This window comes from Streptomyces cinerochromogenes (genome assembly GCF_014648635.1).
Lineage (GTDB): Bacteria > Actinomycetota > Actinomycetes > Streptomycetales > Streptomycetaceae > Streptomyces > Streptomyces cinerochromogenes.
This window is the reverse complement of sequence record NZ_BMRM01000002.1, coordinates 109,548-126,786: the sequence shown is the minus strand read 5'-3', so window position 1 is coordinate 126,786 and position 17,239 is coordinate 109,548. Positions and strand designations below refer to the sequence as shown.

The window sequence follows — 17,239 nt, the reverse complement described above, 5'->3', positions numbered from 1 at the left end:
CGGAGTGTCGCGTTATGACCGCCCACGTCCGATCCATCAAGATATGCGCGAAATCATTATGTCGTGTATGTCCTTCGTTTGGCCCGATGGAGAGGGGTCCCCAGGGTGAGCAGCGCATCGATGCCGACGCACGACTTCGTGACCGTCCGAGGGCGCGGCTACCGCCCCGACCAGGTCGAGGCGTTTCTGGAGGCGCTGTCCGACGACCGGGATGCCGCCTGGGAGCGCGCCGCCCGGCTGACCGTGCTCGCCAAGGACATGGAGGCGGAGCTGGCGCTGTTGCGCGAGGACGTCGCCCAGCTCGCGCCGCAGACGTACGAGACGCTCGGGGACCGCGCGCGGCGCCTGTACCGGCTGGCGCTGGAGGAGGCGGCGGACCTGCCGGAACGTACCCGGCGCGAGGGTCAGGAGGAGGTCGAGCGGGCCGAGGTGCGGGCCGGGCGGCTGCGCCGGGAGACGCAAGCGGCCGCGGACGCGCTCTGCGCGGAGGCCGACGAACACGCCCGCAGGATGCTCCTGGCGGCGCAGGCCGAGGCCGACGCCATCCGTGTCGGCGCCCGGCGCGAGGTGAAGGCCGGGCGTGCCGAGACACTCGCGGTGCTGCGGGAGGCGCGGGAACGCGCCAGCGGCGTGCTCGCCGAACAGGCCCGGGAGCACGCCGAGCAGTGGGCCGAGGCCGAACGCGCGGACGCCGAGCGGACGGCCGCGCTGGACGCCCGGTACGGCGAACGGATCAGGCGGGCCGAGGCCGACCTGGCCGAGGCGGAACAGGCCCTCGCGGAGGCCGAGGCGTCCGCGCGCCGCTCCCAGGAGGAGGCACGCGCGCGTGCCGCCGAGATCGTCGCCGACGCGCGCCTGCACGAGGAGCGCATCGCCCGGGAGACGGAGCGGGTGCTGCGTGAGCACGGCGAGGTCTGGGACGACATGCAGGCGCACATGGATTCCGTGCGCGACAGCCTCATCACCCTGACCGGCCGGGCGGCCCTGGAGTAGCGCGGGCCGGCCCCGGCGTCGTTTCTCCTTCCGTACCGCCGCCCCGCCGGGCCCCACCGTCACCTCCCTTTCCGTACCGCCCCCGCCAGGATCCACCCCTCCACCGCCTCGTACTGGTGCCGTTGCTGTTCCGCCTTCGCGCGGCCCGAGAGCACCGTGCCGAGCCAGCCGAAGAGGAAGCCGGCCGGGATGGAGACGATCCCGGTGGTGGTGAACGGGAACCAGTTGAAGTCGGCGTGCGGGAACGCCGACACGGGCGAGCCGGAGACGAGCTTGGTGCCCGGCATGAGCAGCAGCACGGTCAGCGAGCCCCCGATCAGTGTGGCCAGGAGTCCGCTGCGGGTGTAGCGGCGCCAGAAGAGGCCGTAGACCAGGGCGGGGGCGAGGGCCGAGGCGCCGAGGCAGAAGGAGAGGGTGACCAGGGGCTGCAGGCTGTGGTGCTGGACCAGGGTGGCCAGCAGGATCGTCGGCGCCCCTGTGGCGAGCGCCGAGACGCGGGCCAGGGTCATCTCGCGGCGGGCCGGCATCTCCCGCACCCGGGCCGCGAACACGTCGTGCGCGAGGGAGTTGGCGCAGGCGAGGATCATCCCGGCCACCGAGGCGAGCAGGGTCAGGAAGATCGCGGTGGTGACCAGGGTGAACAGGAAGGTCTCCGCCGTCGTCACCCCGGTGCCGAACACCGCGCGCGAGCCCAGCAGGTAGGCCGTGTTGCCCTGCGGGTCGGCCGCCGAGACCGCCCCGCGCCCGAGCAGGGCCGTCGCACCGAACCCCACCACGGTGATGACGAGGACGAACAGGGCGACCAGCGACACCGCCCAGGACATCGAACGGCGCACCTGGCGGGCGCTGGAGGCGGTGTACATGCGCATGGTGATGTGCGGCAGGCAGGCGCCGCCGAGAACGACGGTCAGCTCCGAGGCGATCATGTCGACGCGGCCGGCGGGTGTGGTGCCGAACTCGAGCCCGGAGTGCAGGAAGGCGGGTCCGGCGCCGCTCTGCCGGGCGGCGGCGGTGAACAGGGCGCCCGGGTCCCAGTCGAAGCGGCGCAGGACCAGGAGGGCGACCATGACGCCCGAGCCGATCAGCATCACGATCTTCACGATCTGGATGAGCGCGGTGCCCTTCATGCCGCCGATCGCGGCGTAGGCGATCATGAGGATGCCCAGTCCGACGACGCACCCGGTCTTCAGGGACTCGCCCGTGAAGCCGAGGATGAAGGCCATCAGCTGACCGGTTCCGGCGAGCTGGACCAGCATCAGCGGCAGCAGTGCGGCGATGGTCACCGCGCACACCGTGACGCGGACGCAGCGGCCCGGCAGCCGGCGGGCGAGCGCATCGCCCATGGTGAACCGGCCGGCGTTGCGCAGCGGTTCGGCCAGCAGGAACATCAGCAGCATCAGCGACAGCGCCGTGCTGAGGGCGAGGACCACACCGTCGTAGCCGCACAGCGCGATCACCCCGCCGGTGCCGAGGACGGTGGCGGCGGAGATGTAGTCGCCGGCGATGGCGAGGCCGTTGCGCAGCGGGGACAGGGAGCCGTAGCCGGTGTAGAACTCGTCCAGGTCGTCCCGGTCGGGGCCGGTCATCACGCACAGCAGCAGGGTGACGGTGGCGGCGGTGGAGAAGGCGACCAGGGACATGGTCTGCGCGGAGTCGCTGAAGCCGGTGAACCCCGGGGCGGCGGCGCCGGTCATCGCACCGCTCCCCGTCGGGCGTCCAGTTCGGCCTGGCGGCGGATCCGGTCGGCGAGCGGGTCGACGCGCCGGCGCGCGGTGTGCTCGTACAGGACGATCGCGAGCCAGGTGACGGGGAGTTGGAGGAGGGCGAGGAGCAGGCCGGCGGGGATGCCGTCGGCGACGGTGCTCGTCATGACGGCGGGGGCGCAGGCGGACAGGATCAGGAACAGCGTGAAGTAGCCGAGCGCGGTGAGCGTGGCGGTGCGCCGCTGCCAGCGGTAGGCGCCGCGCAGCACCCGCAGGTCGCTGTGGTGGCCGAGGGGTTCGCGGGCCGGCCGGCGGGCCGGAGGGCCGGGTTCGGGCGGCGCCGGCGGCTGCCAGGGGTAGGTCGGGTACGACGGGGACGACGCCGATGACACCCATGGCGCCGGTGATGCCGACGACGCCGGCCATGCCGATGACGCCGATGACGGTTGCGCGGCGTGAGACCGGTGCGGCGGGTACGAGGGGGACGGTGCCTGGGTGTCGTGCGGCGGGTGCGAGGGGGACGACGGTGGTGCGGCGTGCGGCGGGTACGACGGGTGCGGCGTGTCGTAGGACATCCCGGGGCTCCTTGCGTGGCTCGGGTCCGTGGCGGCGGACCGCAGGGAGGTGGGGGAACTGAGCCACGCACGCTACTCGCGAGGTACGGCCCGCGCGGCGTTTTCACCAAACTGGCCGGTCGGTATGCGCTTTCCCCGCGAAAACGGGTTCCACCTTGGGTGTTACCCGGGTTAACCCCAGGGCGTCCTCCGGGTGACCCGGGCGGGTTCAGTCCTGGAGCACCGGGAACCGCCGGGGCGCCACCAGCAGCAGGACGACGAACGCCAGGGCCGCCGCGGCCGCCGCTCCGAGGTAGACCGCGTGCACCGCCTCCGCGATGGCCCGCCGGGTCGCCTCCGGGGCCGTACCGGCGTCCAGCGCGCGCGTGACGGAGTCCAGGTCGCCGGCCCCGCCGAGCCGCGCGGCCAGCACCCCGTTGGCGACGGCGCCGAACAGGGAGGCGCCGAGGGTCTGGCCGGTCTGCCGGCAGAACAGCACCGAGGCGGTGGTGGTGCCCCGTTCCGACCAGCCCACGGTCGACTGCACGCCGATGATCAGCGGCAGCTGGAACAGGCCCAGCGCGCCGCCCAGCAGCAGCATCAGCAGCATCGGCTGCCACCACGACCCGGGGTACGGCAGGAACGGGAACGCGCACAGGACCAGCGCCGCCAGGCCGATGCCGAGCAGCGCGGTGTCCCGGAAGCCGATCCGCCGGTAGACGTGCTGGCTGAACGCGGCCGACACCGGCCAGCTGAGCGTCCACACCGACAGCACGAACCCGGCGGCCACCGGCGCCAGTCCGAGCACCGACTGCGCGTACGTCGGCAGGAACACGCTCGGCGCCACCATCAGCAAGCCCAGCGCGCCGAGCGCCAGATTGACGGCCGCGATCGTCCGGCGCCGCCACACCCAGCCCGGGATGATCGGCTCCGCGGCCCGGCGCTCCACCCACACCACCACGGCGGCCAGGGCCAGTCCCGTACCGAAGAGGGCCAGCGAGGGCGCCGACAGCCACGGCCAGGCGACCCCGCCCTGCACCAGCGCGGTCAGCAGCACCCCGCCGCACGCGAACACCGCGAGCGCGCCGGCCCAGTCCACGCGCGCGTGGCGGGCCTTCTCCCGCTCGGGCTCGTGCAGGTGCCGGACGATCAGCCACAGCGCGGCGGCGCCGATCGGCAGGTTGATCAGGAAGATCCAGCGCCAGTCGGCGTACGCGGCGAGCACGCCGCCGAGCCCGGGGCCGGCCACCGCGGAGACCGCCCACACGGTGGACAGCTTGGACTGGATCTTCGGGCGCTCGGCGAGCGGGTACAGGTCGGCGGCCAGCGTCTGCACCGTGCCCTGCAACGCCCCGCCGCCCAGGCCCTGCACGATCCGGAAGGCGATCAGCGCCCCCATGTTCCAGGCGACGGCGCACAGCAGCGAGCCGAGCAGGAACACGGCCGCGCCCACCACCAGCACCGGCTTGCGGCCGAAGGTGTCGGACAGCTTGCCGTAGACGGGGAGGGTGACGGTGACGGCGAGCAGATAGCCGGAGAACAGCCACGAGAAGACGGAGAACCCGCCGAGGTCGCCGACGATCTGCGGTACGGCCGTGGAGACCACGGTGGAGTCGAGGGCCGCCAGTGCCATCGCCAGCATGAGCGCGGCGACCACCGCACCCCGCCGCCGGGTGTCCTGCCGCCGTTCGGTCCCGCCGCGTATCGCCGGTGTCGTGCTCCCCACCGCAACCCCTCCCGTGCTTCCCGCCGGAAGCTACCCAGATGCCCCCTGCACCTATGTCCGGGACGACAGCTTCCCACTGTCCGGGACGACAGCCTCCCCCGGGCGGCGGACTTGACCCTGACGCGACGGAAGGGTGGAGGCTTTCCGCACCGGAGGGTGGAGACGGCCCCGGATCCGGCTCCACCCGGCGGTGGAGCGCCCTTAGGGGTTCCTCCGTACAACGGCTCGGGGAGGGCTCGTCCCGGCGGAGGACGAGACCGGCCGGGGTCCGTCCTTAACCTGGCTTCACGCCGCTGGGGGGCGGCGGACCGCACCGGCGGTGGTGGGGTTTTCCCCCCGGAAAGACGGGGCTTCGCACCAGCGCGCGACACCCTCGCCGGCCGCGAGACTCATCGGCGTACCCGAGACGACGTCCCGGCGGGCCGGGGCAACCCTCACCGAGCTGTAAACCGACATAGGAGACATACCGTGACATCGGCTGTGACCATTCCCAGGCACGGGGGCACTGGAGGGCCTACGGCCGTTGCCGCGCGGGCGCGGCAGGTCGTGAAGGCGTACGGATCCGGCGAGACCCGGGTCGTCGCCCTGGACCACGTCGACGTGGACATCGCCCGGGGCCAGTTCACCGCGATCATGGGCCCCTCCGGGTCCGGCAAGTCCACCCTGATGCACTGCCTCGCCGGCCTGGACACGGTGACCAGCGGTCAGATCCACCTGGACGACACCGAGATCACCGGCCTGAAGGACAAGAAGCTCACCCAGCTGCGCCGGGACCGGATCGGCTTCATCTTCCAGGCGTTCAACCTGCTGCCCACCCTGAACGCGCTCGAGAACATCACGCTCCCCATGGACATCGCCGGCCGCAAGCCCGACCGGGCCTGGCTGGACCGGGTCGTGGAGACCGTCGGGCTCGCCGGGCGCCTCAAGCACCGCCCCACCCAGCTCTCCGGCGGCCAGCAGCAGCGCGTCGCCGTGGCCCGCGCCCTCGCCGCCCGCCCGGAGATCATCTTCGGGGACGAGCCGACCGGAAACCTCGACTCGCGCGCGGGCGCCGAGGTGCTCGGCTTCCTGCGCCGCTCGGTGGACGAACTCGGCCAGACCATCGTCATGGTCACCCACGACCCGGTGGCCGCCTCCTACGCCGACCGCGTGCTCTACCTCGCCGACGGCCGGATCGTCGACGAGATGTACAACCCGACGGCCGACCAGGTCCTGGACCGCATGAAGGACTTCGACGCCCGGGGGCGTACGGCATGACCGTCCTGAAGACCTCGATGCGCAACTTCGTCGCGCACAAGGGCCGCATGGCGCTGTCGGCGATCGCGGTCCTGCTGTCGGTGGCGTTCGTGTGCGGCACGCTCGTGTTCACCGACACCATGAACACCACCTTCGACCAGCTCTTCCAGGCCACCTCCTCGGACGTCCAGGTCAGCGCCAAGAGCTCCTCCGACACCGGGGAGACCACCTCCCGCACCGGCAGACCGCCCGTGCTGCCCGCCTCCGTCGTCGGTGAGATCCGCAGGGCCCAGGGCGTCAGGTCGGCCGAGGGCACGGTGTTCTCCACCTCGGTGACCGTCGTCGACGCCGACAAGGACAAGCTGTCGCCCAGCAGCGGCGCGCCCACCATCGTCGGCAACTGGAACGGCAACGACGCCCGCACCATGGAGATCACCTCCGGTACGGCACCCAAGGGTCCGGGCCAGGTGATGATCGACGCCGACACCGCCGACAAGCACGGCCTGAGGATCGGCGACGAGATCGGTGTCATCACGGTCGTCGGCACGCACCACGCGCGCGTGTCCGGCATCGCCGCCTTCAAGGTCACCAACCCCGGCGCGGCCATCTTCTACCTGGACACGAAGACCGCCCAGCAGACCCTCGTCGGCCGCACCGGCGTCTACACCGACGTCAACGTCATGGCCGCCAAGGGCGTGACCGACGACCAGCTGAAGAAGAACGTCACCGCCGTCCTGGGCCACGACTACCGGGTGCAGACCGCCAAGGAGGTCGCCGACGCCAACCAGAAGGAGGTCCAGGACTCCCTGAACGTCATGAAGTACGCGATGCTCGGCTTCGCCGGGATCGCCCTCCTCGTCGGCATCTTCCTGATCATCAACACCTTCTCCATGCTGGTCGCCCAGCGCACCCGCGAGATCGGCCTGCTGCGTGCCATCGGCTCCTCCCGCAAGCAGGTCAACCGGTCCGTGCTGGTCGAGGCACTGCTGCTCGGTGTGCTCGGCTCGGTGCTCGGCGTCGGCGCGGGCGTCGGCATCGCGGTCGGCCTGATGAAACTCATGGGCCTGATCGGCATGAACCTGTCCACCGACGACCTCACCGTCGCCTGGACCACTCCCGCGACCGGCCTGCTCCTCGGGATCGTCGTCACCGTCCTCGCCGCCTACCTGCCCGCCCGGCGCGCCGGCAAGGTCTCCCCGATGGCCGCCCTGCGCGACGCGGGCACCCCCGCAGACGCCAGGGCCGGTGCCGTCCGGGCCGTGATCGGACTGCTCCTGACCGCCGCCGGCGGCTGGAGCCTGTACGTCGCCGCCACCGCAGACGAGGCCAAGGCCGGCTCGGGCTGGCTGGGCCTGGGCGTGGTGGCCACGCTCGTCGGCTTCGTCGTCGTCGGCCCGCTGCTCGCCGCCGGACTGGTCCGGATCCTCGGCGCGCTCCTCCTGCGGATCTTCGGACCCGTGGGCCGCATGGCCGAGCGCAACGCGCTGCGCAACCCCCGCCGCACCGGCGCCACCGGCGCCGCCCTGATGATCGGCCTCGCCCTGGTGGCCTGCCTGTCGGTGGTCGGCTCCTCCATGGTGGCCTCCGCCACCGACCAGCTGGACAAGACCGTCGGCGCGGACTTCATCGTCCAGGAGGACAACGGCCAGATCATCACCCGGCAGGCGGTCGACACCGTCAAGGACACCCCGGGCCTCGCCCGGGTCACCGAGTACAAGCTCCTGGACGCCTCCCTGACCACGCCGGACGGCCGCACCACCCGGAACGAGACGATCAACGCGGCCGACCCGACGTACGCGCGGGACGTGCGCACCGAGACCGTCGCGGGCACTCTCGCCGACGCCTACCGGCCCGACTCGATGTCCGTCTTCGAGGGCTTCGCCAAGGACCACGGCATCAAGCTCGGCTCCACGGTCGCCGTCCACTTCAGGGACGGCCGCACGGCGAAGCTCACCGTCCGTGCGATCACCAGCGACGAGGCCGTCATCGACAAGGGCGCGATGTACGCGTCCATCGCCACGGCCGCCAAGTACATCCCCGCCGCCGACATGCCGCTGGACGACCTGCTCTTCGTCACGGCGAAGGACGGCCAGGAGAAGACCGCCTACACGGCGCTGAAGTCGGCCCTGCACGAGTACCCGCAGTACACCGTGCGCGACCAGACCGACTACAAGCAGGCCCTGAAGGACCAGATCGGCCAGCTGCTGAACATGATCTACGGCCTGCTCGCCCTCGCGATCATCGTCGCGGTCCTGGGTGTCGTGAACACCCTCGCCCTGTCGGTGGTCGAGCGGACCCGGGAGATCGGCCTCATGCGGGCCATCGGCCTCTCCCGCCGCCAGCTGCGCCGCATGATCCGCCTGGAGTCCGTGGTGATCGCCGTCTTCGGCGCGCTGCTCGGTCTCGGTCTCGGCATGGGCTGGGGCGCCACCGCCCAGAAGCTCCTCGCCCTGGAGGGCCTGACCGTCCTGGAGATCCCCTGGCCGACGATCACCGCCGTCTTCGTGGGCTCCGCCTTCGTGGGTCTGTTCGCCGCGCTGGTCCCGGCGTTCCGGGCGGGCCGGATGAACGTCCTGAACGCGATCGCGACGGACTAGGGGGTTTCGTTTGGATCAGCCCGGACCTGATCCGGGCGGGGCCCCTAGCGGCCCAGCCGCGCGACGGACTACCGGACCAGCGGCCCAGCCGCGCGGGCCGGTCCGACGGCCACCGCACACGGGGGTTGCGGGGGAGGACCCGGTGCCGGGAAGCCCTGGAGGGCCTCCCGGCACCGGGTTTCCGCGCGTGGGTGGTCCGGGGTCGTCCACAGCCGTTGTCCACAGCCTTCCGCGCCGCGGCCCGCACCGTCGTACGCTGGACAGCCCCGGCCCGTCAGTCGAGTCGGGTCCTTCGTGTTGCCGACCCCCTGGACGGAAAGCCCCTCCATGAGCCTGCACGGTCTGCTCGACGCCGTAGTCAAGGACCCCGCCCTCGCGGAAGCGATTCAGGCGGCGGCGGACGGCAACCGCCCGCACATCGACCTCGTCGGCCCCCCGGCCGCCCGCCCCTTCGTGATCGCCGCCCTCGCCCGCGGGGCCGGCCGCCCGGTGCTGGCGGTCACCGCGACCGGCCGCGAGGCCGAGGACCTGGCTGCCGCCCTGCGCTCCCTGCTGCCCGAGCAGGGCGTGGTGGAGTACCCCTCCTGGGAGACCCTCCCGCACGAGCGGCTCAGCCCCCGCAGCGACACCGTCGGCCGCCGCCTCGCCGTCCTGCGCCGCCTCGCCCACCCCAGCGCTGACGACCCCGGGACCGGCCCGGTCTCCGTGGTCGTGGCGCCCGTGCGCTCCGTGCTCCAGCCGCAGGTCAAGGGCCTCGGCGACCTGGTACCGGTATCCCTCAGGACCGGACAGACCGCCGATCTGAACACCGTGGTGGAAGCCCTCGCGGCCGCCGCCTACGCGCGCGTGGAGCTGGTCGAGAAGCGCGGCGAGTTCGCCGTGCGCGGCGGCATCCTGGACGTCTTCCCGCCCACCGAGGAACACCCCCTGCGCATCGAGTTCTGGGGCGACGACGTCGAGGAGATCCGTTACTTCAAGGTCGCCGACCAGCGCTCCCTGGAGGTCGCCGAGCACGGCCTGTGGGCGCCGCCGTGCCGCGAGCTGCTGCTGACGGACGACGTCCGGGCCCGCGCGCGTGCCCTCGCCGAGGAGCACCCGGAGCTGGGCGAGCTCCTGAACAAGATCGCCGAGGGCATCGCGGTCGAGGGCATGGAGTCCCTCGCCCCGGTCCTGGTGGACGACATGGAGCTGCTGCTCGACGTGCTGCCCAAGGGCGCGATGGCCGTCGTCTGCGACCCGGAGCGGGTCCGCACCCGCGCCGCCGACCTCGTCGCCACCAGCCAGGAGTTCCTCCAGGCGTCCTGGGCGGCCACCGCCGGCGGCGGCGAGGCCCCGATCGACGTCGGCGCGGCCTCCCTGTGGTCCATCGCCGACGTCCGCGACCGCGCCCGCGAGCTGGACATGATGTGGTGGTCGGTGTCCCCGTTCGCGGCCGATCTCGAACTGGAGGCGGACACCCTCAAGCTCGGCATGCACGCCCCCGAGACCTACCGGGGCGACACCGCGCGGGCCCTCGCCGACACCAAGGGCTGGCTCGCCGACGGCTGGCGCGCGGTGTTCGTCACCGAGGGCCACGGCCCGGCCGCCCGCACGGTCGAGGTGCTCGGCGGGGAGGGCATCGCCGCCCGCATGGACGCCGACCTCGGCGAGCTGAGCCCCTCCGTGGTGCACGTCTCCTGCGGCTCGATCGAGTACGGCTTCGTGGACCCGGCGCTCAGACTCGCCGTGCTCACCGAGACCGACCTGTCCGGGCAGCGCACCGCCACCCGCGACGGCGCCCGGATGCCGGCCCGCCGCCGCAAGACCATCGATCCGCTCACCCTGGAGCCGGGCGACTACATCGTCCACGAACAGCACGGCGTCGGCCGCTACATCGAGATGGTGCAGCGCACCGTCCAGGGCGCCACCCGCGAGTACCTCGTCGTGGAGTACGCGCCCGCCAAGCGCGGCCAGCCCGGCGACCGCCTCTACATCCCGACCGATCAGCTGGAGCAGATCACCAAGTACGTCGGCGGCGAGGCCCCCACCCTGCACCGCCTCGGCGGCGCCGACTGGACGAAGACCAAGGCCCGCGCGAAGAAGGCCGTCAAGGAGATCGCCGCCGACCTGATCAAGCTGTACAGCGCGCGCATGGCCGCCCCCGGCCACGCCTTCGGCGCCGACACGCCCTGGCAGCGCGAGCTGGAGGACGCCTTCCCCTACGCGGAGACCCCCGACCAGCTCACCACCATCGCCGAGGTCAAGGAGGACATGGAGAAGTCGGTCCCCATGGACCGCCTGATCTGCGGCGACGTCGGCTACGGCAAGACCGAGATCGCCGTGCGGGCCGCCTTCAAGGCCGTACAGGACGGCAAGCAGGTGGCCGTCCTCGTCCCCACGACCCTGCTGGTGCAGCAGCACTTCGGCACGTTCTCCGAGCGGTACGGGCAGTTCCCGGTGAACGTGCGGGCGCTCTCCCGCTTCCAGACCGACACCGAGGCCAAGGCCGTCCTGGAGGGTCTGAAGGAGGGCTCGGTGGACGTCGTCATCGGCACCCACCGCCTGTTCTCCTCCGAGACCAAGTTCAAGGACCTGGGCCTGGTCATCGTCGACGAGGAGCAGCGCTTCGGCGTCGAGCACAAGGAGCAGCTGAAGAAGCTCCGCGCCAACGTGGACGTACTGACCATGTCGGCCACCCCCATCCCGCGCACCCTGGAGATGGCGGTCACCGGCATCCGTGAGATGTCCACGATCACCACGCCCCCGGAGGAGCGCCACCCGGTGCTCACCTTCGTCGGGCCCTACGAGGAGAGGCAGATCGGCGCCGCCATCCGCCGTGAACTGCTCCGCGAGGGCCAGGTCTTCTACATCCACAACCGCGTCGAGTCCATCGACCGCGCCGCGGCCAGGCTCCGCGACATCGTCCCCGAGGCGCGCATCGCGACGGCCCACGGCCAGATGTCGGAGTCGGCGCTGGAACAGGTCGTGGTCGACTTCTGGGAGAAGAAGTTCGACGTGCTGGTGTCGACCACGATCGTGGAGTCCGGCATCGACATCTCCAACGCCAACACGCTGATCGTGGAGCGCGGCGACACCTTCGGCCTCTCCCAGCTGCACCAGCTGCGCGGCCGGGTCGGCCGGGGCCGCGAGCGCGGGTACGCGTACTTCCTGTACCCGCCGGAGAAGCCGCTGACGGAGACCGCGCACGAACGCCTGGCGACCATCGCCCAGCACACCGAGATGGGCGCCGGCATGTACGTCGCGATGAAGGACCTGGAGATCCGCGGCGCCGGCAACCTGCTCGGCGGCGAGCAGTCCGGGCACATCGCCGGCGTCGGCTTCGACCTGTACGTCCGCATGGTCGGCGAGGCCGTCGCGGACTACCGGCGGCAGCTGGAGACCGGTGAGGTCGAGGAGGAGGCTCCGCTCGAGGTCAAGATCGAGCTGCCGGTCGACGCGCACGTCCCGCACGACTACGCCCCTGGCGAGCGGCTGCGCCTCCAGGCGTACCGCTCGATCGCCTCGGCCAACTCCGAGGAGGACATCAAGGCCGTCCGCGAGGAACTCACCGACCGCTACGGCAAGCTGCCCGAGCCGGTGGAGAACCTGCTGCTGGTGGCCGGGCTGCGGATGCTCGCGCGGGCGTGCGGTGTCGGCGAGATCGTCCTGCAGGGCACCAACATCCGCTTCGCGCCGGTGGAGTTGCGCGAATCGCAGGAGCTGCGCCTCAAGCGGCTCTACCCGGGCACGGTCATCAAGCCCGCCGCCCACCAGGTGCTGGTCCCGCGCCCGAAGACCGCGAAGGTCGGCGGCAAGCCGCTGGTCGGCCGCGAACTGCTGGCCTGGGTCGGCGAGTTCCTCACCTCGATCCTGGGGTGAGGGGCGCTGTACGGGGGCGGGGCGCGGGTGCGGATCGGTGAGCTGGCCGAGGCGACCGGGACGACACCGCGCGCCCTGCGCCACTACGAGCAGCAGGGCCTGATCACGTCCGTGCGCGCGGCCAACGGATACCGCGCGTACGACTCCGGTACGGCGGTGCGCGTCCGCAACATCCGCCGGCTGCTGGAGGCGGGCCTCACCCTGGACGATGTACGGGCCTTCCTGCCCTGCCTGGACGGCGCCGACGCCACCGCGGGACCCGTCTCCCCCAGGGCACTCCAGGTCGCCCGGGAGCGGCTGGCCGTGCTCGACGCCCGCATCGCGGCCCAGACGGCGCTGCGCGACCGCCTGGCGTCGGCGCTGCGGGCGGCGGGCGACGGGGCCGACTGAACCGAGCCGACCGAACGGTACGGAGCAGGCCGGGGCGGGGGGCGATCGGACGGGGCCGGGGTCAGGCGACGACCGCACCGCCGTCCACGGGCAGCACCACCCCCGTCACGAACGACGCCTGCGGCGCGGCGAGACGGGTGATGGCCCAGGCCACCTCCTCGGGCCGGCCGATCCGGCCGAGCGGGGTGTGGTCCAGCTGCCACTTGCGGATGGCGGCCCGCCGCTCGGGGGTGTAGCCGGCGTGGTCGGCGATCGGCGTCTCGATCGCGCCCGGGGCCACGGCGACCACCCGGACGCCCCGCGGTGCCAGTTCCACCGCCCAGCTGCGGGTCAGCACCTCCAGGGCCGCCTTGCCCGCCGCGTACAGGGAGTTCCCGGGCCAGCCCCGCTGGCCGACCGAGGTCGTCACGTTCACCACCACGCCCCGGCTCTCCTCCAGCGCGGGCAGCGCGGCCTGGGTGAGCAGCACGGGCGCGAGGAGATTGGTCTCCAGCAGCGGCTGTACCGACGCGCGGGTGTAGGTGCGCAGGGAGTCGGTGGTGACGACGGCCGCGTTGTTGACGAGCACGTCGATCCGGCCGTACCGCTCCCGTGCGGCCCGTACGACGGCCCGGGGCCCGTCCTCGGCGGTGAGGTCGGCGGACAGCGGCGTGATGCCGGGGTGCCCCTCGGCCGTCTCGGCCAGCGGCGCGGCCCGGCGGCCGACGGCGACGACCCGGGCGCCCTCGGCGGCGAAGGCGCGGGCGGTGGCACGGCCGATACCGGTGCCGGCGCCGGTCACGAGGACGGTACGGGGGGTTCGGGCGTTGCTGTTCTCGCTCATGCCGTCGATCGTCGGACCCTGACGCCAGTGACAGGGTCAAGCCGGGCGGCCGGCAAAAACCCGACACGGAGCCCGACTTGCCCCACTGTGCCCCATCTGCTGTGCGGCGGAGGGCGGTTACCGTGGGGGAGCGGAACGATCCGCCCCGTACCGGGGGGCGGGCAGGCGAGCGAGGGGACGAACCGTGACGCGTGCGAGGGGACGAAGCGTGACGCGTGCGAGGGGCGGAGCGGCCACCGCGGTCACCGCCCTGGCCGTGCTGGTCGCCGTGACCGGCTGTACGGCCGAGCGGACCGGGGGAGCGACCGGGGGCGCGAACGGCCCCGGGGAGACCGGCGGCACAGGCGCCGCCCTGGCCGCCGCCGGCTCACTGACCGTCAAGGGACGCGCGCCGAAGACCGGTTACTCCCGTGCACGGTTCGGCACCGCCTGGGCGGACACCGACTCCAACTCCTGCGACACCCGCGACGACATCCTCAAGCGCGACCTGAAGGACGTACGGTTCACCGGCGGCAGCTGCAAGGTCTCCTACGGCCTGCTGGATCCCGACCCCTACTCGGGCAAGGAGATCACCTACCGGCGGGGCCGCAGCAAGGTCGACATCGACCACGTCGTCGCCCTGTCCGACGCCTGGCAGAAGGGCGCCAAGTACTGGGACCCCGGCAAGCGCATAGCGCTGGCCAACGACCCCCTCAACCTCCTCGCCGTCGACGCGAGCACCAACCGCGGCAAGGGAGACGGCGACGCGGCCACCTGGCTCCCGCCCCACAAGGCCTACCGGTGCGCCTACGTCGCCGCCCAGGTCGCCGTCAAGAAGAAGTACGGCCTGTGGGTCACCGCCGCCGAACAGGCCGCCATGAAGAAGGTCCTGTCCTCCTGCCCCGGCCAGAAGCTCCCCACCGGCGGCACCCCGACGAAGGCACCCGAGCGCTTCCGGGCCCGCTGACCCGTCCGGCGCCGGGTAAATCACTGTCTCCCCGGACGGGCACCGCCTACCGTGACCGGCATGGACATCAAGGTGAGCAGCCTCGCCGAGCGGCCCGACCGGCTGCCGGCGGTGCTCGGCATGACCGATACCTGGCCGGAGTTCGTCACCCAGGACCTCGTGGGCGCCACCCACTACGGCCGCATCCCCACCGAACTCCCGGAGTACGCCCTGTTCGCCGAGGACGAGGACGGCCGGGTCGTCGCCCACGCCTACAGCGTGCCGTTCGCCCTCGACGTCGAGGGCCGGCGCGCCCTGCCCGCCCGGGGCTGGGACCAGGTCCTCGCCTGGGCCTTCGCCGACCTGCGCCGCGGCACCCGCCCGGACACCGTGAGCGCCATCTCGGTCACCATCGCTCCGGACGCCCAGGGCCACGGCCTGTCGGCCCTCATGCTCTCGGCGATGCGCGACAACGCCCGCGCCCGCGGCTTCCGCGAGGTCGTCGCCCCCGTGCGCCCGAACGCCAAGCACCGCGAACCGCGCACCCCCATCACCGAGTACGCCCACCGGGTCCGCCCCGACGGACTGCCCGAGGACCCGTGGCTGCGCGTCCACGCCCGGGCCGGCGCCACCATCGACTCCATCGCCCCGGTCTCCATGACCGTGAGCGGCCCGCTGGAGGACTGGCGCCGATGGACCGGGCTGCCCTTCGACACGACGGGTGATGTCGAGGTGCCCGGCGCGCTGGTCCCGGTCCGCTGCGACGCGGAGCACGGGCACGCCGTCTATATCGAGCCCAACGTGTGGATGCGGCACCCGCTGTGACCTGAACCCCGGGGCGGGGCCCGGGGTCCAGGTCATGTGTGGTCGGGCGGACCGCCGCGGCCCGCGCGGGTCACGCGGCGGACTTGCCCTTCAGCGAGCCCAGGATCCGGGTCGTCACCTTCTTCGCGGCCGCGGCGCCGTCGTCACCGCCCGCGGTGGACAGCACGGTGACCACGTGGTTGCCGGAGCGGGCCGCGATGAGCGTGGTACCGGTCTCCCAGGCGCCGCTCGTCAGCGTCATCGTGTACGCCTCGTCGCCGAACCCGGACGTGGACGCGCCCTTCACCTTCACCTTGGCGTGCGTGTCCGTGTCCGTGAAGGTGGCGCACTCGGCGGCGACGGACTGCATCTGCTTCATCACCGTCTTCGCCGTGGTGCCCTGGAACGCGTCGACCTCCTGGGCCACTTCCTCGGTCTTGTCCTGGTTGACGTAGTCGTCCTGCGCGAAGGCCACGCCTCCCTCGAAGCCCGTCACCTGGATCCAGGACGTGCCCTCCAGCCGGGTGCAGTCCGGCTTCGCGGTCTTCCGGCTGGACGGGGCGAGGAACTTGCCGCCGCTGTCCGAGGCGCCGTCGGCCTCCAGGGTGAACCCGGCCGGGAAGGCCGACGAGGGCGCCAGCGCCTTCTTCAGCTGCGTACCGGTCAACAGGCCGGCGTTCGGGTTCTTCGCCTTGGCCGGCTGGGCGCTCGCACCGGTGCCGGAGGACGAGTCCGAGGAACACGCGGACAGGGCCAGAGGGAGCACCGCGACGGCGAGCAGCGTTGCGGCACGGGACGAGAGACGCATGACAGTCCTTCAGAGATGATGAGCGGGGGTTGAAAACGGGGTGTGGGGGGTGGAACGGGGGGTGTGTGTTCGGCGGGCGGCAGGGACGGCGGGCCCCTGCCGGGTGATGGGCGTCAGGCCTTCTTCCAGTCGCCGCAGTCGTTCGTCTTGAAGTAGGCGTCCGACGGGCTGATCGTGACGACGGCCGTACCGCTGACGTTGTTGTTGGCGATGATCGAGTCCAGACCGTGGTCGGCGTCCTTCGTACGCTCCCAGTAGCAGGAGTCGTCGGTGTTCCCGGTCGACCTGTAGGTGCCCGGCGCGATGTCCGTGCCGACCTTGTACATGCCGCCGTCGCCGTCCATCGAGGAGCCGGGCGTGCCCTTCGCCTTGGGGTCGACGGCCTCCCAGTCCTTGCAGCCGCTGGACTTGAACAGCTTGTCGGTGGGCTTGACGGTCACGTAACTCGTGCCGCTGACGTTGTCGTTGGCGAGCATGGAGTCCAGTTCGCCGGAGGCGTCCTTGGCGCGCTCCCAGTAGCACATGTCGTCGGTGTTGCCGGTCGTGCGGTACGTCCCCGGCTTCACGTCGGAGCCGACCTGGTACTCGCCGTCGCCCCCGAGGGCGGCCTTCTTCTCCTCGGCCGCCTTCGTGCTGCCCGAGCCCTTCGTGCCGCCCGAGCCCTTCAGGCCGCCCGACTTGTGGTCGGCCGACGTCGAGGAGCCCTTGTCGCCGCCTCTCGCACCACCGTCCTTGCCGTCGTCGCCGGCGTTCGCGGACACCGCGCCGATGACGACGATCCCCACGACGGCGCCGAACGCGACCTTGGCCTTCATACCCATG

At 72.2% G+C, this 17,239-nt stretch carries 13 protein-coding genes; 7 read left to right on the top strand and 6 right to left on the bottom strand.

Going from position 1 to position 17,239, the window contains the following annotated elements:
* The first annotated feature begins 105 nt into the window (after positions 1–105).
* Positions 106–993: a coiled-coil domain-containing protein gene (locus IEZ20_RS04310; RefSeq protein WP_229895868.1), complete on the top strand. Its 888-nt coding sequence runs from the start codon at positions 106–108 to the stop codon at positions 991–993.
* 59 nt (positions 994–1,052) lie between these two features.
* Here IEZ20_RS04310 and IEZ20_RS04305 read toward each other — a convergent pair whose 3' ends face one another.
* The 3 genes from IEZ20_RS04305 to IEZ20_RS04295 all read right to left on the bottom strand — a co-directional run bounded on the left by IEZ20_RS04305 (position 1,053) and on the right by IEZ20_RS04295 (position 4,976).
* Positions 1,053–2,687, bottom strand: coding sequence for a sodium/solute symporter (locus IEZ20_RS04305; protein ID WP_189294751.1), 1,635 nt, complete (start codon positions 2,685–2,687; stop codon positions 1,053–1,055).
* Positions 2,684–3,088, bottom strand: coding sequence for a DUF485 domain-containing protein (locus tag IEZ20_RS04300; protein ID WP_189294750.1), 405 nt, complete (start codon positions 3,086–3,088; stop codon positions 2,684–2,686). The genes IEZ20_RS04305 and IEZ20_RS04300 overlap by 4 nt, the downstream gene beginning before the upstream one ends.
* 391 nt (positions 3,089–3,479) lie before the next feature.
* Positions 3,480–4,976: an MFS transporter gene (locus IEZ20_RS04295; protein ID WP_189294749.1), complete on the bottom strand. Its 1,497-nt coding sequence runs from the start codon at positions 4,974–4,976 to the stop codon at positions 3,480–3,482.
* 468 nt (positions 4,977–5,444) lie between these two features.
* Here IEZ20_RS04295 and IEZ20_RS04290 point away from each other — a divergent pair, with 468 nt between their 5' ends.
* The 4 genes from IEZ20_RS04290 (at position 5,445) to IEZ20_RS04275 (ending at position 13,057) form a co-directional block, all read left to right on the top strand.
* On the top strand, positions 5,445–6,233 hold the full coding sequence (locus IEZ20_RS04290) for an ABC transporter ATP-binding protein (RefSeq protein WP_189294748.1): 789 nt from the start codon (positions 5,445–5,447) through the stop codon (positions 6,231–6,233).
* A complete protein-coding gene (locus IEZ20_RS04285) occupies positions 6,230–8,809 on the top strand; it encodes an ABC transporter permease (protein ID WP_189294747.1) in 2,580 nt (859 codons plus the stop codon). The genes IEZ20_RS04290 and IEZ20_RS04285 overlap by 4 nt, the downstream gene beginning before the upstream one ends.
* Before the next feature lie 327 nt (positions 8,810–9,136).
* Positions 9,137–12,667, top strand: coding sequence for a transcription-repair coupling factor (gene mfd, locus IEZ20_RS04280; RefSeq protein WP_189294746.1), 3,531 nt, complete (start codon positions 9,137–9,139; stop codon positions 12,665–12,667).
* A gap of 27 nt (positions 12,668–12,694) precedes the next feature.
* Complete coding sequence (locus IEZ20_RS04275; RefSeq protein ID WP_189294745.1) at positions 12,695–13,057, top strand: MerR family transcriptional regulator; 363 nt, start codon at positions 12,695–12,697, stop codon at positions 13,055–13,057.
* Between the two features lie 61 nt (positions 13,058–13,118).
* On the opposite strand, the gene IEZ20_RS04270 is transcribed toward IEZ20_RS04275, so the two are convergent.
* Positions 13,119–13,880, bottom strand: coding sequence for an SDR family NAD(P)-dependent oxidoreductase (locus IEZ20_RS04270; protein ID WP_189294744.1), 762 nt, complete (start codon positions 13,878–13,880; stop codon positions 13,119–13,121).
* 208 nt (positions 13,881–14,088) lie between these two features.
* Between IEZ20_RS04270 and IEZ20_RS04265 the strand changes: the two genes are divergently transcribed.
* On the top strand, positions 14,089–14,826 hold the full coding sequence (locus tag IEZ20_RS04265) for an HNH endonuclease family protein (RefSeq protein WP_189294743.1): 738 nt from the start codon (positions 14,089–14,091) through the stop codon (positions 14,824–14,826).
* A 60-nt stretch (positions 14,827–14,886) separates the two neighbouring features.
* Complete coding sequence (locus tag IEZ20_RS04260; RefSeq protein WP_189294742.1) at positions 14,887–15,630, top strand: GNAT family N-acetyltransferase; 744 nt, start codon at positions 14,887–14,889, stop codon at positions 15,628–15,630.
* Positions 15,631–15,700: 70 nt separating this feature from the next.
* On the opposite strand, the gene IEZ20_RS04255 is transcribed toward IEZ20_RS04260, so the two are convergent.
* Both IEZ20_RS04255 and IEZ20_RS04250 read right to left on the bottom strand, forming a co-directional pair.
* The gene (locus tag IEZ20_RS04255; RefSeq protein ID WP_189294741.1) at positions 15,701–16,417 is read right to left on the bottom strand and encodes a hypothetical protein; all 717 of its coding nucleotides are present in this window, start codon (positions 16,415–16,417) and stop codon (positions 15,701–15,703) included.
* Between the two features lie 113 nt (positions 16,418–16,530).
* Positions 16,531–17,238: an Rv1352/Rv1906c domain-containing protein gene (locus tag IEZ20_RS04250; RefSeq protein WP_189294740.1), complete on the bottom strand. Its 708-nt coding sequence runs from the start codon at positions 17,236–17,238 to the stop codon at positions 16,531–16,533.
* Between the last annotated feature and the right edge of the window lies 1 nt (position 17,239).

What these genes read in the sequence shown, in the direction of transcription:
- IEZ20_RS04260 (WP_189294742.1), top strand. Translation starts at nt 14,887, where the DNA reads ATGGACATCAAGGTGAGCAGCCTCGCCGAGCGGCCCGACCGGCTGCCG.
- IEZ20_RS04250 (WP_189294740.1), bottom strand. Translation starts at nt 17,238, where the DNA reads ATGGGTATGAAGGCCAAGGTCGCGTTCGGCGCCGTCGTGGGGATCGTC.
- mfd (WP_189294746.1), top strand. Translation starts at nt 9,137, where the DNA reads ATGAGCCTGCACGGTCTGCTCGACGCCGTAGTCAAGGACCCCGCCCTC.
- IEZ20_RS04270 (WP_189294744.1), bottom strand. Translation starts at nt 13,880, where the DNA reads ATGAGCGAGAACAGCAACGCCCGAACCCCCCGTACCGTCCTCGTGACC.
- IEZ20_RS04285 (WP_189294747.1), top strand. Translation starts at nt 6,230, where the DNA reads ATGACCGTCCTGAAGACCTCGATGCGCAACTTCGTCGCGCACAAGGGC.
- IEZ20_RS04255 (WP_189294741.1), bottom strand. Translation starts at nt 16,417, where the DNA reads ATGCGTCTCTCGTCCCGTGCCGCAACGCTGCTCGCCGTCGCGGTGCTC.
- IEZ20_RS04305 (WP_189294751.1), bottom strand. Translation starts at nt 2,687, where the DNA reads ATGACCGGCGCCGCCGCCCCGGGGTTCACCGGCTTCAGCGACTCCGCG.